The sequence below is a fragment of the Butyricicoccus pullicaecorum genome (assembly GCF_002160355.1).
GTDB classification, from domain to species: Bacteria; Bacillota; Clostridia; order Oscillospirales; family Butyricicoccaceae; genus Butyricicoccus; species Butyricicoccus pullicaecorum.
Genome location: NZ_NFKK01000001.1, coordinates 1 through 15,309 on the forward strand (window position 1 = coordinate 1; position 15,309 = coordinate 15,309).

Below are 15,309 nucleotides of genomic sequence, written 5' to 3' on the forward strand. Positions count from 1 at the left end.
AAGTACATAAAAATCCTCATATACCTTCTTATTCCTATGTTATAGCACAGAAATAAGGGGGTATTTTTTTACACACAGATCAGACAGTTCAATAAACAATATTTTAGCAAAAAAGGACTGTTTGTAATGGGTAAGATTGTTACAAGAAAAGCACGTTTTATGTTAGAGGCAGATGGATTTTCCGTCCATACCTTTGAAATATCTAGAAAACTGACAAAGAGTGAATGGAATTACTGCAAAGGAAAACTGTACGATCAAAGCAAGGTTTTTTCCAAGGGCTGTGTTTACAAAGAGTCGAAAGGCGTACATCGGGTATCACAGTATGAAGCAAATGGTCTGCGTATCACATTGGAGCACGCACACGATCAGGAGAACAGCCGTGGCTATTATGTACGCATGGTAGTCAATCCACGTAAGGTCATCGATCCGAATGCATCCTACATCGGTATTTTCCCGCCTGAAAAGTCCAGTATTGCCGAGCTTCAAGCGGCGTTTCATGCACTTTTGAAGCCATCAGCATTCAATGATCAGTTGGACGATTATTATCTGAGTCGGGTCGATCTATGCGTCAATATCCGCTGTGACCATAAGAAAATCTTTCGCGAGGTTGTCCGTGTATTGAGAAAACTACCTACACCGCCAAAGTACAAGCGCGTATCCCGCAAAGAAAAGGACAAGAAGAAGGCGAACAAGTACAACAAGCACTACATCAAGTTTCAGTGCGGTACCCATAGTCTGGTCATTTACGATAAGACCTACCAGGCAACCGAACAAGGTTTGCGAGTCGATTATGAGGACTTACCCGAGGGTGTTTTGCGATTTGAGGTACAGTATCAGCGTTCTGTGCTACGTGGGTTGGAAAAGAAGCTGGGTACCGATAACCCGAGTGAATTGTTATGGTATCTGATGCAGAAAAGCGAAAAACGTATCTGCAAGCACTTCGAGCAGTGCTTTGCCGATGTTCAGTTCTGTCAGATCGAGGAGATCGAAAAGCGGATTATGGGTTCAAAATACGAGGATGAAGCCAAGCAAATGATGCTGGAACTTACTCGTAGAATGCAGCGCAAGCAGTCGGTCGATCAGGTATTGGAGGAAATGGAGTGCGAAGGATTTGCGGTAAACGATCTGCTCCGAAGAGTATATAGACTGGGGTTCAGCCCCATTCCGTTATGGAAGAACTTCTGCGCCCAGCAAATCCCCGGACCAGTATCTTTACTTCGGATGATTTCAGAGGGTGAGGTTGTGATTCCGTACCAAAAAATGAAATAACTGCGCAATCACACTAGGATTCTGGCAGAAATCGCAACGAATTATAAATTCAAATGGATAACAATGATATAAGGTAAATGCAGATAGCACGCGATACGTACATCAATTTGAAAGATCGTAAATCGCGTTATTAGGAGGTAATCTTATGTCAGTACCATACATCAATTACAAACAGTTGGAAGAGTTTTATACAATCAAGGGTACTTGTGAACTCTTTGAGATGAGCAAAAGCGAGCTGAAAGCTGCATGCGAGACACACAATGTACAGCCCCGCCGAAATGAGATCGGTGTGTATGGCTTCGTCAAATATGACATCTGCCGTCTGCACAACTTGCTGTATTATGAAGGTCGCAATCACGACTCGGATGCCTGGGAGGAAGATCCGTGGGCATGAACCGTTTGCTGACTGTAAAAGAGGTTGCCGCGCTGCTCCAGACCAGTCGGGTGCAGGTGCGGCGCATGATTCAAAGCGGAGAGCTGGCTGCGCTCAAGGTCGGGCGGGAATATCGTATCCCGCTCGCCGCGCTCGAAGCATTCGTGCAGCAATCGCTTGCTTAATGTCGAAAAGGGCACCGGAATCGTTCGGTGCCCTTTCTGAGAATTATAAGTGCCGTTTACAAACGCAGCAGTGTTTACAAGATTTGTGAGGATATTCCCCGAAGTACTTTTCTATGATCTTCCACAGACAGCAATCGGCCGATACAAAGTCTTTGAGGGCATCCAAGCGATTGGTCAAATAGTACGACTGACGATCTGGTTCAGATGCTCCGTGCAGCAAAATTTGTTTATTGCGGGCAAAGTCTTCAGGACGATAGAACAGAACACAGCGGGATTTTTTTCCATCTCGTCCGGCTCGTCCGATTTGCTGGACGTAGTCATCCATAGTTAGTGGAAGTCCGGCGTGTATGACAAGGCGGACGTTGGGTTTATCGATTCCCAGGCCGAATGCTGTTGTCGCAACAACGAGGGAGCGATCTTTCGTTTTGAACTTATTGAGAACGCGTTTGCGCTTCTTTTGAGACAGCTCTCCGTGGAAGCACAACGCTTTCCAATTCTTGCTCTTGAGCCATGCAGCGAGCGTTTGTGTCTCGGCTACGGTGGCGCAGTATACGATGGCACTCCCCGAGCGATTCTCCCACCACCCCATCAGTTCATTCTCCACTCCACGATATAGTAAATCATTTGCAGTAAGGTGCAGCGACTTGGCAGGAGATGCAATTTTTTTGACATGGAGATGCAAATTGTTGCGCCGCATGGGAACCGTAAATATGTCCGGATCACGCAGCTGAAAACGCCGGATGATTCGTTTGCGGGTCTGCTTGGTTGCGGTTGCGGTCAACGCAATGCGCTGGGCCTGAGGGAAAGCTTCAATAAATGAACCGAGATCCATGTATGCTGCACGGAAGTAATCCGAGGCTTCGGCAATCACATGGGCTTCATCGAGCACAACGCGGCGGAGTGAACTACACTGCAAAGCGTTTCGGACATCGTCGCGGCAAAGTTGCTCGGGCGTGGTATACAGGATGCCTCCGGCCTGGGTGAACGCAGACAATATCTCCGCATGTTGGGATTCGGAAAGATCTGAGTTGAGCAGAGCCGTCGAAATGCCATGAGCTTGCAGCGTGGTCGCTTGATCATCCTGCAAGGCACGCAATGGAGAGATGACCAGCGTGAGCGCACCGGGAGGATCCAGCAGTGCGGGAAGCTGGAAAAGCAGGGATTTACCACTGCCGGTGGGCAGCAATGCCAGTACGTCGTGTCCACGGTCGATGGAGATGAAAGCGCCCAGCTGATGAGGGCGTAATTCCACAACACCGAGTGTTTGCAGGGCATGGCGCAGTTTGGGATCTATCAATAATTGACACATAAAGAAACCTCCAATGTGAGTGTAACTTTGTAATTGCGTAATTTCATCACTTTTCTGCGAGAGATAGGCTTTCGTCGTTCAAGCGGAAAAGAATGACGCGGCGTGTTTCTCCACCGATGTTGAGCACCTCAGAGCGATCAAGAAGAAGGTCTTGTGCGGCAGCCCTTTCCAGAAAAGAATCAAACAAAGATTCGTTGCATGACACGGTATGAAGTAGGCGCTTGAGTGAGTCAGAGGTAAAGGCAAGCGCTTGACATCCTCGATGTTTACCTTTCTGGAAACGCTTGTGGAATGCATAGGCATCATTGCACAGAGCACCTAGTGCGTCTTCCCATGTTTTGGGACAGGGGATGAGATGTTTTGCGAAGCACGCCGGATGTGCAATCAACTCGAGCGCGCGGGCGAGACTTTCTTCACGCAAGGTCGCCTGCTCTAGTTGGGCTGAGGTTGTGTTCGCCAAGAGGGTACAGGCCTCGTTGTATGCAGGATGGTCTCCAAAAATACAATCGATGAAAGCCTGCTCCAACGATTCAAACCACATAACACGAGGAATCATTCTGTAAGATGTTGGGGATGACATGCGGCGATCGAAAAGCATTTTTGCAGTTTGAAGATGTTGATCTTGCAAAAACTTACACATTGCTTCACGAATTAAGTCGAAGTCATCGGGGCCAATTGATTTCGAATTTTTCGTAAGATCGAAATCGAAAGCGTATGGTGAGCACAAGGCGCTGCTACAGAGTGTAATGGGAACTGTATGCAGTGGAGAGGATCTTCTTCCGCATTGGGAATGGTTCTCTCGATCACTCAAGCATTCGATCAATGACCAGAGCAGGGAGCCGGTTGCAGTTGAGATCAGGTGAAGGCGATCTCGCGGCCCGTTGTGCCAGCGTTTGAGGTCGTTGGGATCTTTTACCTGTGTGATCAGTGGTCGGGTGTGTGTGCAATCAGTTGAGGTTGAAAAGTTCAACGCCGTAAACAGATTGAGAAGTTGATCCCGCCAGCCCTGCTGTCTGGATTCTCCGACAAAATTATACAAAACGTCGGGGAGTTTCGGCTGTGAGTGCATTGCCCGGTAGTGTACATCGGCGCAGATGGCAACGAGAGCAAGTATGTAGTCATCGGATTGCATGAGGGTCAGAAGTCTTGCGGGAAGATCCACTGTGGAGTGAGAAGCAAACGCGTCGCGATGCGCCGCAATATCGTTGGCAACGGGTGATGATATTCTATGGGGTTTTTCTTTTAATGAGGGCTTCGACAAGACATCCGCTGCACGCAGAATCGCCTTGATCTCGTCTGGCGTACATTCAATTTGCGGCAGTGAGGTTAGGGAGTCAGCCTTCGATACCGGAATGGCATATGTTATGAGGTACTGCTGGTAATAAAATTTCAGAATTTTATATCGCACAGTCACATCTTGAGCGATTTGCAGCGCGAATGGACGTTTCCAGATAGCAATTCCGGGAAGCACGATGCCGGAATCTGTGGATATATTCTTTCCGCATTTATGAAAATCAGGATAACAAGTAAGCTGTTTGCAATATTTTATTACCTTTTCATTGTCACTGGGGCCAGAATCGACCACAATGATGGAATTTGATTCACCGGCCCAAATAGCTTGAATAAGCTCGGGGTAGGGAAATTCAGGAGTGGTGTCAGCCAGCTTTGTGGTTTTGCCTTTTCGGGGCGTCTCCTGGAACATGCGATGTTTCTTGCTCATATAGAACCTCCATTAAAGATCAAACAGTGCTTCCAATCGTGCCATTTCCGAACGTTTTTGGTCATCGAGCACGTGTGTGTAGGTGTCGAGCGTGAACGCCACCGAGTAGTGCCCGAGCAGCGTGGACAGGGTCTTGGCATCCATACCCTGCTCGAGTGCCCTTGTCGCGAAGGTGTGACGCAAGGCATGAAAGGTGAAATGGGGCAGATCGGCAGCCTTGAGAATCGCATGATAATAGTCAGACAGCGTTCTCGGTTCGATGAGTCCGCCGAACTCATTCGTGAGCACCATCTCGGGATGCGCAAAGACATCAGCGCCGATGCGATCAATGTCACGCCGCTGCACGTTGCGCCAAACTTCCAGATCGGCACAGATTCCGCGCAGAAGGGGAATGCTGCGGCGGGAATTCTCACTTTTGACATCGGAAAGTGCGAGCTCCGTGCGATTTCCCACAGGATTGTCCTCCATTTTACTGAGTCTGCCAAGAGAGCGACGCACATAAAGCACCCCGCCGGACAGGTCGATATCGTCCCAGCGCAGACCACAGACCTCACCGATACGCAAGCCGGTGGCGAGTGTCAGACGAATGAATACGCCATACCGGTGTTTCCGGCTCTCTTCCAGCAAACGAGCCTGTTGATCACGGGTCAAGACGGTGATCTGCGGCTTGCGGCCTCGTTTCAGATTGAGGGAAGAAGCTGGGTTGGACTTCAGAAGTCCTTCACTCACAGCCTGATTGAGTGCCTTGTGCAGACAGAGGTTCATATTGATAACAGTTTTTGGGCTTAATCCTTCGGATTTCTGCTTGAAATTGTAAAACTCTTGCAGTTTTCGAGGAGTTAAGTCGCGCAGCTTACACTGACCGAGTACTGGCGCGAAGTGCTTTTGAACGTATGTACGGTAGCTGGTGAAGGTGGACTGTTTCACGTGATCGGCAACATAAGTCCGCAGCCAGCATTCTAACCACTCGTTCAGCGTGCAGTCATCATCGACGTGCTTTATGGCTTGGCTGGGATCGGCCAGCAGTCCGTAGAGGAGGCGCTGGGCCTCCTCCTCGGTGTGGGCATACATGGATTTGCGGATCGGGGCACCGGTATTGTAATTGATGCCGGTCTGTACCCGTACCTCATAGCGACCATCCGCGCGGCGGCGGATGCTTCCTTCAGGCCGTCTCGTTTTCATTGCTTACAACCTCCTCACGTCCCTGGGTGTGTGCGTCGAGCCAAGCCAGCAGAGCCTCGCGGCGTACCAGCTTGCGGCGGCCGACCTGAATGGTGGGGAAGTCTTTCTGCCGAAATAGCTGGTATGCCAAGCTGCGTGAGATTCCGAGGAATTCGGCAACTTGGGGGGCACTCAGGATGAGAGCCAGGTCATTGGTGGATGTGCACATTTTTTATTCTCCTATTCTCGTGAATTTGCCCGTTAAAAACAAAAGAATCCCGCTACGTATCTAAAAAAGAGTACAAAAAATAAACACCCAAGATGTCTATTTTTTGATTCAATTTTAAATACTGTAGCGGGATTCATGGATTGGTACACTGCACAATGTAACGTAACGGGCCATCACGAGACATTTGTGGAGTATCCACTTATACCCGAAGTAATGTTTCTCTCAAGTTTTAGTATAACATATCCGACAATTTCATACAAGCAAAATTTTAAAGGGGTCAGATTAGGGGTCAACACAGGATGACGATTCTGCCTTACCCAGCAAAAAGATAAAAGAAAAAGCACCGATTCAAACGAATCAGTGCTTTTTAATGGGTGCAGGGACAGGACTTGAACCTGCGACCTCCGGGTTATGAGCCCGACGAGCTACCAGCTGCTCTACCCTGCGATATCTGGTTTGTATCACACGCTCTCGTGTGGTGCTCCATTATAATATCACAGTCCCGAGCTGGTGTCAACACTTTTTTTAGATTTCTTTGAAAAATTGCTTTGCTCAGAAAACCATGCTCCATAATTTGCTCAGGATTGGACAGAGCAGGAAGGCGGGGAGCAGGTTCAAAACCGGAGTTTGCTTGATGCGCAGCAGGTTAAATCCAGCCATCATGGTGAGGATTCCGCCGAGGGCAGAAAAGTCGGCGGTCATATCGGCGGACATGAGGGGATAGATCACGCGAGCCAGTAAGAAGAGCGTGAGCATGACGACAAACTGGGGGACTGCGATCACCGAGAGAAAGCGTCCCATGGTGGAGGCGAAGATGATGACGGTAAAGAAATCCAGAATGGTTTTGGCGAGCAAAATACTGCTGTTGCCGGTCATGCCCTCGGTCAGCGCACCGAATACGCCGGTGCCGCTGGCGCAGAACAGGAGCAGCAGGGTGGTAAAGCGTTCCATATAATCGGCGTCGCCGAGCTCAAAGTGTAGTTTTTTCTGCACGGTACGGATACCGTTTTCGATCCGTGTACTTAAAAACAGCAGTTCACCGATGAGCAGACCCAAGATCATGGACAGGATGACTGGAGCAAGGTTGACCACCTTGGCGGCGAGAGAAATACCGATCAGACAGGACGAAAAACCAAAGACGGTCGGCAGAGAGGTACGAATACGCTCGGGCAGGCTGGGGCCGATGGCCGCACCGACCACACCGCCTATTGCGACGGCAACAGAGTTTGCAATCACACCAACAGGTAACAAGAAAATCCCTCCAAATGTTATATCCTGTACCAGTATAGCACAACCTGTCATGCAGAGTAAGTGTGAAAATTTACAGATTCTGTGATATAATGAAGCATCCTTTGAAGATTTTTAGAAGATGGAGAGATTTTATGAGACCGATTGTATGTACAGGGGCAATGGATGCCGAGACATTATGGCTGATCGATGCATTGGAGAACGCCGAGTTGGTGACGCTCGGCTGTTGGAAGTGTGTGCAGGGAGAGCTGGACGGATATCCGGTGGTGATTGTGCGCACCAATCAGGGTATGGCCAATGCGGCGGCTTCGACGGCACTTGCGATCGAGCGCTTTGCGCCGTGTGCGGTGCTCAATCAGGGCACGTCGGGCGGACACGCACCCGACCTGCACACGGGTGACATTGTCATCGGTGCGCAGGTCATCAACATGGGTGCGGTACGCACGCCCGAGCGGGCGCGTGGTGCGGGCATGGACCCGGTCTGCGGTGAGCCGCTCGGTTTGGAGATTGCCAACACGCAGCCGGGTGACGGAGAGAAAAAGACGGTCTTTGCAGCCGATGCGGACTTGGTACGCGCAGCGGCTGCGGTTTGCTGGACGGAAAGCACGGTCGTACAGGGCACGATCGGTTCGGGCGATGTGTGGAACAACGAGCTCGACCGCATCGCGTGGCTGCATGAAAACTGGGGTACCATGACCGAGGAGATGGAGGCGGCAGCTTCGGCGCAGATCTGTGCGGCTTACGGCGTACCCTTTCTGACCGTGCGCATTCTTTCCAATACCGCGGTGCACGGGGAGCCGTTCGACGAGCGCACGGGCGAAGCGTGTCAGAAGTTTGCGCGTGCGGTCATGCGAAATTACCGTGAACTGACCGACTAAACATCGTTACATCAATATAATGGCGGCGATCGTAGTCGCGGCCAGACCGCAGACGACCGGGATGAGGTTCTTTTTGGCCAGATCGGCGGCTTTGATGCCGCAGATGGCAGCGACCGGGACACAGCCCCAGGGGATGATGGTGCCGCCGCCGACCCAGACGGTCGAGATCTGACCGAGTGCGGCGAGGGTTGCGACATCGACCGAGCCGGTCGCGGCGAAGGTCTGCGCGAGTGCGCCGCACAGCGGCAGGCCGGAGAAGCCCGAGCCGTCCAGACCGGTGATTGCGCCGACGGCGGTTTCCAGAACGGCGATAGAAGCGCGGGACAGCGGGACGTGCTCGGCCAGCCACAGGCCGATATCACTGAGCAGACCGCGTGCATCTGGGCCCAGAACGGTCTGGGCAAAGCTCTCGCTGCCAAGGAAGAAGAAGCCTGCGATGACGATGACCGGTGCGAAAATCTTGATGGCGAAGATGAAGCCGTCGCGCAGGTGATCGGTGGCGATCTCGAGTGCATTTCTGACGCCGTGGTCAGTGATGGTGGTGATGGACATGAGGATGAGTGCCGTACCTGCGACCAACGCAGTCGCGTCGCCGCCTGTGATGCCAAAACGCACCATCAGACCGACATCAAACAGCAGAGCTGCCGGAATGAGGACGGCAATGGTGATTGCCAGACGCGGGCGCTCGATGGTACGGCTGAAGTCGTGCAGTTCGACGGTGGCAAGGCTGGGATTTTGCTTGAGGTCGCGGTGCATGAGGAAGAATGCGACGGCGAAGGTGGTAATACACATGACTGCCCACAGGGGCAGACTGGCGCGCATGACCGTCACCGTGTCCACGCCGGCGGCCGTGGCGGTGATATCGGGCGCGCCTTGGATGAAGAAGTCGGACGACAGGCCGGCACCGTGGCCGAACAGGTTCATGGCAACCGCTGCCCAGATAGCAGGCAGGCCGACGCGGGAGGCGACGGGCAGCAGCAAAGCACCGATGAGCGCGACCGCGGGACTGGGCCAGATGAGCCAGGATACGATGAGCATGGCAAGACCGATGGCCCAGAAGGCGGTATTGCGCGTGCGGATGATGCGTCCGACCGGACGCATGAGCATTTGATCGGCACCGACGGCAATCATGGCATGACTCATGGCGACAACCAGCGCGATGACCACGATGATGCTGAGCAGCTCGACACACGAGTGGATAATGGCATTATTGAGCGTCTGAACGGCGCCGATGAGACTGCCTTTGTAGAGATAGCCGATGATGAGGATGCCCAGTGCACAGGGCAGGACGATCTCTTTTTTGAGCAGGAGCGCAGCGAGTACGGCGACCGTGATGACGATATAGGCGATGTGCAGGGAAGTGAGCGTGACCAAGGGGGAGCCTCCTAACCGGACGCGCCCGGACACAGGCTGTCAGAGGGAAAATTTACAAACAGGAGTGCTTTTTGACGCGCCCTTATGATATAATGAAACAAATGCTAGGCGTTCCAGCCGGAAACGGAGAATCCTTATGTTTGCGATTACGACCGATAATAACAGCGATCTGCCGATGACCTATTTGAAGGAACATGACGTAGGTCTGATGAGTTTGAGTTATACCGTAGACGGACAGACATATGATGCCCACCATCCCATGCCTGACGCGGACTTTTACGCACGGATGCGCGCGGGTGCGATGCCGACGACCGCGCAGGTCAACCCCGAGGAGGCACGCCGGGTGCTCGAGCAGGCGCTCGAGACGCACGACTGTGTGCTGCACATTGCCTTTTCCTCTGGCCTGAGCGGCAGTTATCAGAGCGCACGCATTGCGGCAATGGAATTGCAGGAACAGCACCCGGACAAGCAGATTGTGGTTGTGGACTCGCTCGCCGCGTCGCTCGGACAGGGCTTGCTCGTGCACATTGCCGTGCAGATGCGTGATGCAGGACAGAGCTTCCAGCAGACCGTCGACTGGTGCATAGAAAACCGCCTGCACGTCGTCCACCTGTTCACGGTCGACGACCTGTTCCACCTGTACCGCGGCGGACGTGTGTCCAAGGCGACTGCGATCGTCGGTTCCATGCTGAACATGAAGCCGGTGCTGCACGTCGATGACGAGGGCAAGCTGGTTGCAGTCGGCAAGATGCGCGGCAGAAAGCGTGCGCTCGACGATCTGGTCAAGCGCATGGGCGAGCAAATCGGTGACTACGAGAACAAGACCTTTTTCATCTCGCATGGCGACTGTCTGGCCGATGCCGAGTACGTGCGCGATCAGGTGAAGGAGAAGTTCGGCATCCCCGATTGTCTCATCAACTTTGTCGGCCCGTCCATCGGTGCCCACTCAGGCCCTGGTACCGTTGCCTTGTTTTTCCTGGGCAAGCAGCGGTGAGTGCGCTTTACCTTTGGGCGCACGTCTGATATAATAGGAACACATGAAGCACCAAAGGAGGTTGAAAATTCATGTTCAAGAGATTACTCGCGGCGCTGTGCGCCGTTGCACTGTGCACGGCCATGGTTGGCTGCGGCAAGACCGACACCCCCAATGACCAGACCACTCAGCAGGAGGAGCAGCAGGGCGAGACCAAGACGGTCACGCTGTACCTGCCCGACGAACAGGCTGAGTCGGTTGTACCGACCGAGACCGAAATCAAGGTCAGCGGTGAGGACGAGGCAGCTGACCTCATGGCTGCATTGGTCGAGCAGGGCGTACTGCCCGCAGAGGTTGCGGTCAACTCGCTGACCAAGGACGATAGCAACAACCTGACGCTTGACGTCAACGCGGCATTTGCTGAGGCACTGTCGGGCAGCGGTACGGCAGGGGAGACTATGGTCATTGCATCGGTCGCAGATACCTTCCTCGCGTACTACGGTGCGGCAAGCCTGCTCATCACGGTAGACGGCGGTACGCTGGAAACCGGTCATGCACTCTACGACGAGCCGTTTACCCAGATCTTCGACGCGGCGCCTGCGGCGTGATCGGAGCAAACAAGCCAAACATAAGCGCTGGACGCATACGTCCGGCGCTTTTTTTCTCCCGTTTCCGGCAGGAGAGGGGGGAAACTTCCTGACTTTGTGTCATGCTATGCGCTGCGGATGAGGTTGGTGTCAGCGCAAAAAAAGCACCGCGGTTTTAAACCGCGGTGCCCATGAAGAAGTGATCAGTTTATGATGTTTTCGGTGTGTGTGCTTATGCGTTTGCCTTCCACAGACCGTGCAGGTTGCAGTAAGCGTAAGCTGCGATGACCTTGTCGCCGTCAGCCAGAGCAAAGACAGCCTCGGGAGCGTCGCCCGGGTTGAGGTTCTTGCGCTGAACGCCGTTCTCGGTGTGCAGAGCGATGAAGCCGATGAAGTGCTTTTCCTCCATGGGATGCGCAACAGAGCCAACCGATACCTTAACCTGGTTGCCCTCGATGGACAGAACGGGCAGATGCTTCTCGCCAGCGCCCTCGCTCATTGCGGGGTCGAGCAGCTGCATCTTTTCGCCGCAGCAGATAACCGGTACCTTATGATCGACAACCTTCTCTACAACATTACCACAGTGCTTGCACAGATAGAAATTCAGTTCCATGATGATTACTCCTTTACTCAAAAGAATCGTTTGTTATACATGAGATCCCGCCGTGCGGGAGGTGTTTGTTTATTGTTTACGAGAATAGTATACATTCGTATGACGTAAAAGTCAAGCCCTAGTTTGGTCAAATAAAAAGGAATTTTTTTGTGCACATTGACAGACGTGGATACAAATGAAGCGAAAAGGGGAGGTTGTGCCGTATATTGTGCTAGTGCGTCCAAGTGCGAAAGGGAAAAACTAATCACTCACAAAAAGACAAAAAATACACAAAACGGTCACATTTTGGCGCGTAAAGTAATTGTGAAAATTCTGGAAACTTGTGGTAAATGCCTTGACAATGGACCGGAAAGAGCGTAAGATAAAACCATATTAGGAAACCAGAATGGTTTCGGGCAAAGACAAGTACATAGCAAGCAATATGGGCACTTCCTGCCCGCCGGACTATTGAAAGTGAGGGGAAAACGTATGACTCCGACCACGACTTCGTCCAATGAACGCTACATCAGAGAACAGATTGACATTATGACCGGCTTGCTTGCGCAAATAACCGATCACTATGCGATCGCACGTATCCGCATCCAGTTATGGCACCTGGAAACCGAACTGCACAGCCATCCCGCCCATCCGTTCAGCTAAATTTATCTTGTAACCAAAAGAGCACGTTTATACGTGCTTTTTTATTGCAAAAAATACAGAATGGTTGACATTTTTTTGAGATTCTATGGACTTTTTTTGATCTTTCATGGATATATCTGGTATGACCATTGATTTTTTTCCTCTTTTTGTGCTATATTATAAATGCCGTCCGGTCTGGCCTGAGGTGAAGGGGGCGTTGGCCGACGGTGCGTAAAACTTTACTCGTGCGCATTTCACTGAGCACAAATCAATTTCTTGTAAAGGGGATATCCAGATGCCTAAGAAAAAGATGCTGGAAGCCGTTGAGTTGTATCTGAAGAGCGAATTTCAGACGACTCCGGCCGAGGCTACGCCTGACCAGCTCCACACCGCAGTTTCCCGCTCCCTGATGGCGGGCATTGCCGACCGTTGGCATGCAAGTGCGGAGAAGCATCAGAACACCCGCCACGCATACTACTTCTCGGCGGAGTTCCTGATGGGACGTATGATTTATAATAATCTGCTCTGCCTGGGCATGACCGAGGAGATCGGTCAGCTGCTCGAAAAGAATGGCGCGTCTCTCGACGCCTTTGAAGAGGTCGAGGACTGTGCACTGGGCAACGGTGGCCTTGGCCGCCTGGCTGCCTGCTTCCTGGACTCTGCCGCAACCTTAAACCTTCCGCTCGACGGTTACGGCATCCGCTATAAGTACGGTCTGTTCAAGCAGAAGATCGAAGGCGGCTTCCAGAAGGAAGAAGCTGACGATTGGACCCGCTACGGTGACCCGTGGAGCCTGCGCCGTGAGGACGAGGCTGTCCGCGTAGAGTTCGCTGACCAGACCATCGTCGCAGTACCCTATGATATGCCGATCATCGGCTATAATACTTCCAACATCGGCACCCTGCGCCTGTGGCAGGCAGAGCCGGTACAGGCGTTTGACTTCAACCTGTTCAACGCCCAGCAGTACGACGCAGCAGTTGCAGAGCGCAACCGCGCAGAGGACATTTCCCGCGTCCTGTACCCCAACGACTCCACCGATGACGGTAAGATCCTGCGCCTCAAGCAGCAGTACTTCTTCTGCTCCGCATCCCTGCAGGACATCATCCGCAAGTATAAGAAGACCTATGGCAATGACTTCTCGCACTTCGCAGAGATGAATGCCATCCAGCTCAACGATACCCACCCGGTTATCTCGATTCCTGAGCTGATTCGCCTGCTGACCGACGGTGAGGGCCTGTCCTTCGACTACGCACTCGATATCTGCAAGCAGGTATTCTCCTACACCAACCACACCATTCTCGCAGAGGCACTCGAGAAGTGGAGCCAGCACCTGATGGAGCGCACCATTCCGCGTGTCTTCCACATCATCGTTATGCTCGATCAGTACCTGGGCGGCGAGCTGCACCAGAAGGGCATCACCGGTGACAAGGAATACTCCATGCACATCCTGCAGCACGGCACCGTGCACATGGCTTACATGGCTATCTACTGCTCGCGCTACATCAACGGCGTTGCGCAGCTGCACACCGAGATCCTGAAGAACGACGTTCTGCGTGACTGGTACCAGATTTATCCCGAGAAGTTCCAGAACAAGACCAACGGCATCACCCAGCGCCGCTGGCTGGCTCTGTGCAACCCCGAGCTGTCCGACCTGCTCACCCGTCTGCTGGGCAACGAGAGCTGGAAGACCGACCTGTCTCAGCTCAAGCAGCTGGAGAAGTACGTCGAGGACGAGAAGGTCATGCAGGAGCTGTGCGAGATCAAGCTGCATAGCCATCAGAAGCTGGCCGAGTTCGTACAGAAGAAGGACGGCATCACCATCGACCCGAACACCTGCTTCGACGTACAGATCAAGCGTCTGCACGAGTACAAGCGCCAGTTCCTCAACATTCTGGCCATCCTCGAGCTGTACTACGAGATCGCTGAGGGCAGCCTGACCGACTTCACCCCGACTACCTTCATCTTCGGTGCAAAGTCCGCTCCGGGTTACGCACGTGCAAAGGGTATCATCAAGCTCATCAACGAGGTTGCAGCTCTCATCGACCGCGACGATCGCGTACGCGGCAAGATCAAGGTTGCATTCCTGTCCAACTACAATGTCTCCTACGCTGAGAAGATCATCGCAGCTGCCGACGTCTCCGAACAGATTTCGACCGCTGGTAAGGAGGCATCCGGTACCGGTAACATGAAGCTCATGGCAAACGGTGCGGTTACCCTGGGTACTCTGGACGGCGCAAACATCGAGATCGTCGAGGAAGCTGGCAGCATCAACGAGTATATCTTCGGCGCAACCGTCGACGAAATCCGTTCGGTACAGGAGCACTACAATCCCAACGGCATGTACCACAACGACTACAAGATCAAGCGCGTTCTGGACGCTCTGGTCAACGGTACGCTCAACGACGGCGGTTCGGGTATCTTCCGCGAGCTGCATGACTCGATCGTATACGGCGCAAGCTGGCATCGTCCCGACCAGTACTTCCTCCTGCTCGACTTCGAGCGTTACCTCGAGGCCAAGAAGCAGGTCGCCAGAGACTACAAGGACCAGCTGGTCTTCGCTAAGAAGCGTTGGATGAACATTTGCAATAGCGGCAAGTTCTCGTCCGACCGTACCATCCGCGAGTATGCTAAGGATATCTGGCATATCGAGGAAGTATAAGAGATACGCAAGCAATGAAAAATCCCGACTGTCAAACAGACAGTCGGGATTTTTTTTCGTTTACGGAGAAAACCCGCCCGCAGGCGACGAGCGGGTCCGGGTCTGCGACCCGG

The 15,309-nt window shown here is 52.7% G+C and carries 15 protein-coding genes and 1 tRNA gene; 8 read left to right on the plus strand and 8 right to left on the minus strand.

Annotated elements, in window-relative coordinates; genetic code table 11:
• The first annotated feature begins 159 nt into the window (after positions 1 to 159).
• The 3 genes from B5F17_RS00005 to B5F17_RS00015 all read left to right on the plus strand — a co-directional run bounded on the left by B5F17_RS00005 (position 160) and on the right by B5F17_RS00015 (position 1,827).
• The gene (locus B5F17_RS00005; protein ID WP_242968680.1) at positions 160 to 1,269 is read left to right on the plus strand and encodes a hypothetical protein; all 1,110 of its coding nucleotides are present in this window, start codon (positions 160 to 162) and stop codon (positions 1,267 to 1,269) included.
• A gap of 145 nt (positions 1,270 to 1,414) precedes the next feature.
• Entirely contained in the window at positions 1,415 to 1,663 is a 249-nt protein-coding gene (locus B5F17_RS00010) for a hypothetical protein (protein WP_087369663.1), read from the plus strand.
• Positions 1,660 to 1,827: a helix-turn-helix domain-containing protein gene (locus B5F17_RS00015; RefSeq protein WP_087369665.1), complete on the plus strand. Its 168-nt coding sequence runs from the start codon at positions 1,660 to 1,662 to the stop codon at positions 1,825 to 1,827. The genes B5F17_RS00010 and B5F17_RS00015 overlap by 4 nt, the downstream gene beginning before the upstream one ends.
• Before the next feature lie 43 nt (positions 1,828 to 1,870).
• On the opposite strand, the gene B5F17_RS00020 is transcribed toward B5F17_RS00015, so the two are convergent.
• From B5F17_RS00020 to B5F17_RS00045, 6 genes are all read right to left on the minus strand, one after another.
• Entirely contained in the window at positions 1,871 to 3,136 is a 1,266-nt protein-coding gene (locus B5F17_RS00020) for a RecQ family ATP-dependent DNA helicase (protein WP_087369667.1), read from the minus strand.
• A gap of 46 nt (positions 3,137 to 3,182) precedes the next feature.
• A complete protein-coding gene (locus tag B5F17_RS00025; RefSeq protein ID WP_087369669.1) occupies positions 3,183 to 4,856 on the minus strand; it encodes a hypothetical protein in 1,674 nt (557 codons plus the stop codon).
• Between the two features lie 12 nt (positions 4,857 to 4,868).
• Positions 4,869 to 6,038: a tyrosine-type recombinase/integrase gene (locus B5F17_RS00030; protein ID WP_087369671.1), complete on the minus strand. Its 1,170-nt coding sequence runs from the start codon at positions 6,036 to 6,038 to the stop codon at positions 4,869 to 4,871.
• A complete protein-coding gene (locus B5F17_RS00035; protein ID WP_087369672.1) occupies positions 6,019 to 6,246 on the minus strand; it encodes a helix-turn-helix domain-containing protein in 228 nt (75 codons plus the stop codon). Before B5F17_RS00035 ends, B5F17_RS00030 begins: the two co-directional genes overlap by 20 nt.
• Before the next feature lie 371 nt (positions 6,247 to 6,617).
• A tRNA-Met gene (locus B5F17_RS00040) sits at positions 6,618 to 6,693 on the minus strand.
• A gap of 105 nt (positions 6,694 to 6,798) precedes the next feature.
• Entirely contained in the window at positions 6,799 to 7,497 is a 699-nt protein-coding gene (locus B5F17_RS00045) for a DUF554 domain-containing protein (protein WP_162608024.1), read from the minus strand.
• 131 nt (positions 7,498 to 7,628) lie between these two features.
• On the opposite strand from B5F17_RS00045, the gene B5F17_RS00050 reads away from it, so the two are divergent.
• Positions 7,629 to 8,372 carry a 5'-methylthioadenosine/S-adenosylhomocysteine nucleosidase gene (locus tag B5F17_RS00050; RefSeq protein WP_162608025.1) on the plus strand — a complete coding sequence of 248 codons (744 nt, stop codon included), beginning with the start codon at positions 7,629 to 7,631 and terminating at the stop codon, positions 8,370 to 8,372.
• A gap of 6 nt (positions 8,373 to 8,378) precedes the next feature.
• Here B5F17_RS00050 and B5F17_RS00055 read toward each other — a convergent pair whose 3' ends face one another.
• Positions 8,379 to 9,746: a hypothetical protein gene (locus B5F17_RS00055; RefSeq protein ID WP_087369678.1), complete on the minus strand. Its 1,368-nt coding sequence runs from the start codon at positions 9,744 to 9,746 to the stop codon at positions 8,379 to 8,381.
• A gap of 136 nt (positions 9,747 to 9,882) precedes the next feature.
• On the opposite strand from B5F17_RS00055, the gene B5F17_RS00060 reads away from it, so the two are divergent.
• Together B5F17_RS00060 and B5F17_RS00065 are read left to right on the plus strand one after the other, a co-directional pair.
• The gene (locus tag B5F17_RS00060; protein WP_087369680.1) at positions 9,883 to 10,740 is read left to right on the plus strand and encodes a DegV family protein; all 858 of its coding nucleotides are present in this window, start codon (positions 9,883 to 9,885) and stop codon (positions 10,738 to 10,740) included.
• Positions 10,741 to 10,811: 71 nt separating this feature from the next.
• A complete protein-coding gene (locus tag B5F17_RS00065) occupies positions 10,812 to 11,327 on the plus strand; it encodes a GerMN domain-containing protein (RefSeq protein ID WP_087369682.1) in 516 nt (171 codons plus the stop codon).
• Positions 11,328 to 11,538: 211 nt separating this feature from the next.
• On the opposite strand, the gene B5F17_RS00070 is transcribed toward B5F17_RS00065, so the two are convergent.
• Positions 11,539 to 11,919: a desulfoferrodoxin family protein gene (locus B5F17_RS00070; protein WP_016148406.1), complete on the minus strand. Its 381-nt coding sequence runs from the start codon at positions 11,917 to 11,919 to the stop codon at positions 11,539 to 11,541.
• Positions 11,920 to 12,387: 468 nt separating this feature from the next.
• On the opposite strand from B5F17_RS00070, the gene B5F17_RS14570 reads away from it, so the two are divergent.
• Together B5F17_RS14570 and B5F17_RS00075 are read left to right on the plus strand one after the other, a co-directional pair.
• On the plus strand, positions 12,388 to 12,558 hold the full coding sequence (locus B5F17_RS14570; protein WP_162608026.1) for a hypothetical protein: 171 nt from the start codon (positions 12,388 to 12,390) through the stop codon (positions 12,556 to 12,558).
• 274 nt (positions 12,559 to 12,832) lie between these two features.
• Positions 12,833 to 15,196 carry a glycogen/starch/alpha-glucan phosphorylase gene (locus B5F17_RS00075; RefSeq protein WP_016148404.1) on the plus strand — a complete coding sequence of 788 codons (2,364 nt, stop codon included), beginning with the start codon at positions 12,833 to 12,835 and terminating at the stop codon, positions 15,194 to 15,196.
• The last annotated feature ends 113 nt before the right edge of the window (positions 15,197 to 15,309 follow it).

Excerpts from the sequence above, each read along its gene's own strand:
- B5F17_RS00005 (WP_242968680.1), top strand. The coding sequence starts at position 160 with ATGTTAGAGGCAGATGGATTTTCCGTCCATACCTTTGAAATATCTAGA.
- B5F17_RS00010 (WP_087369663.1), top strand. The coding sequence starts at position 1,415 with ATGTCAGTACCATACATCAATTACAAACAGTTGGAAGAGTTTTATACA.
- B5F17_RS00015 (WP_087369665.1), top strand. The coding sequence starts at position 1,660 with ATGAACCGTTTGCTGACTGTAAAAGAGGTTGCCGCGCTGCTCCAGACC.
- B5F17_RS00020 (WP_087369667.1), bottom strand. The coding sequence starts at position 3,136 with ATGTGTCAATTATTGATAGATCCCAAACTGCGCCATGCCCTGCAAACA.
- B5F17_RS00025 (WP_087369669.1), bottom strand. The coding sequence starts at position 4,856 with ATGAGCAAGAAACATCGCATGTTCCAGGAGACGCCCCGAAAAGGCAAA.
- B5F17_RS00030 (WP_087369671.1), bottom strand. The coding sequence starts at position 6,038 with ATGAAAACGAGACGGCCTGAAGGAAGCATCCGCCGCCGCGCGGATGGT.
- B5F17_RS00035 (WP_087369672.1), bottom strand. The coding sequence starts at position 6,246 with ATGTGCACATCCACCAATGACCTGGCTCTCATCCTGAGTGCCCCCCAA.
- B5F17_RS00050 (WP_162608025.1), top strand. The coding sequence starts at position 7,629 with ATGAGACCGATTGTATGTACAGGGGCAATGGATGCCGAGACATTATGG.
- B5F17_RS00060 (WP_087369680.1), top strand. The coding sequence starts at position 9,883 with ATGTTTGCGATTACGACCGATAATAACAGCGATCTGCCGATGACCTAT.
- B5F17_RS00065 (WP_087369682.1), top strand. The coding sequence starts at position 10,812 with ATGTTCAAGAGATTACTCGCGGCGCTGTGCGCCGTTGCACTGTGCACG.
- B5F17_RS00070 (WP_016148406.1), bottom strand. The coding sequence starts at position 11,919 with ATGGAACTGAATTTCTATCTGTGCAAGCACTGTGGTAATGTTGTAGAG.
- B5F17_RS14570 (WP_162608026.1), top strand. The coding sequence starts at position 12,388 with ATGACTCCGACCACGACTTCGTCCAATGAACGCTACATCAGAGAACAG.
- B5F17_RS00075 (WP_016148404.1), top strand. The coding sequence starts at position 12,833 with ATGCCTAAGAAAAAGATGCTGGAAGCCGTTGAGTTGTATCTGAAGAGC.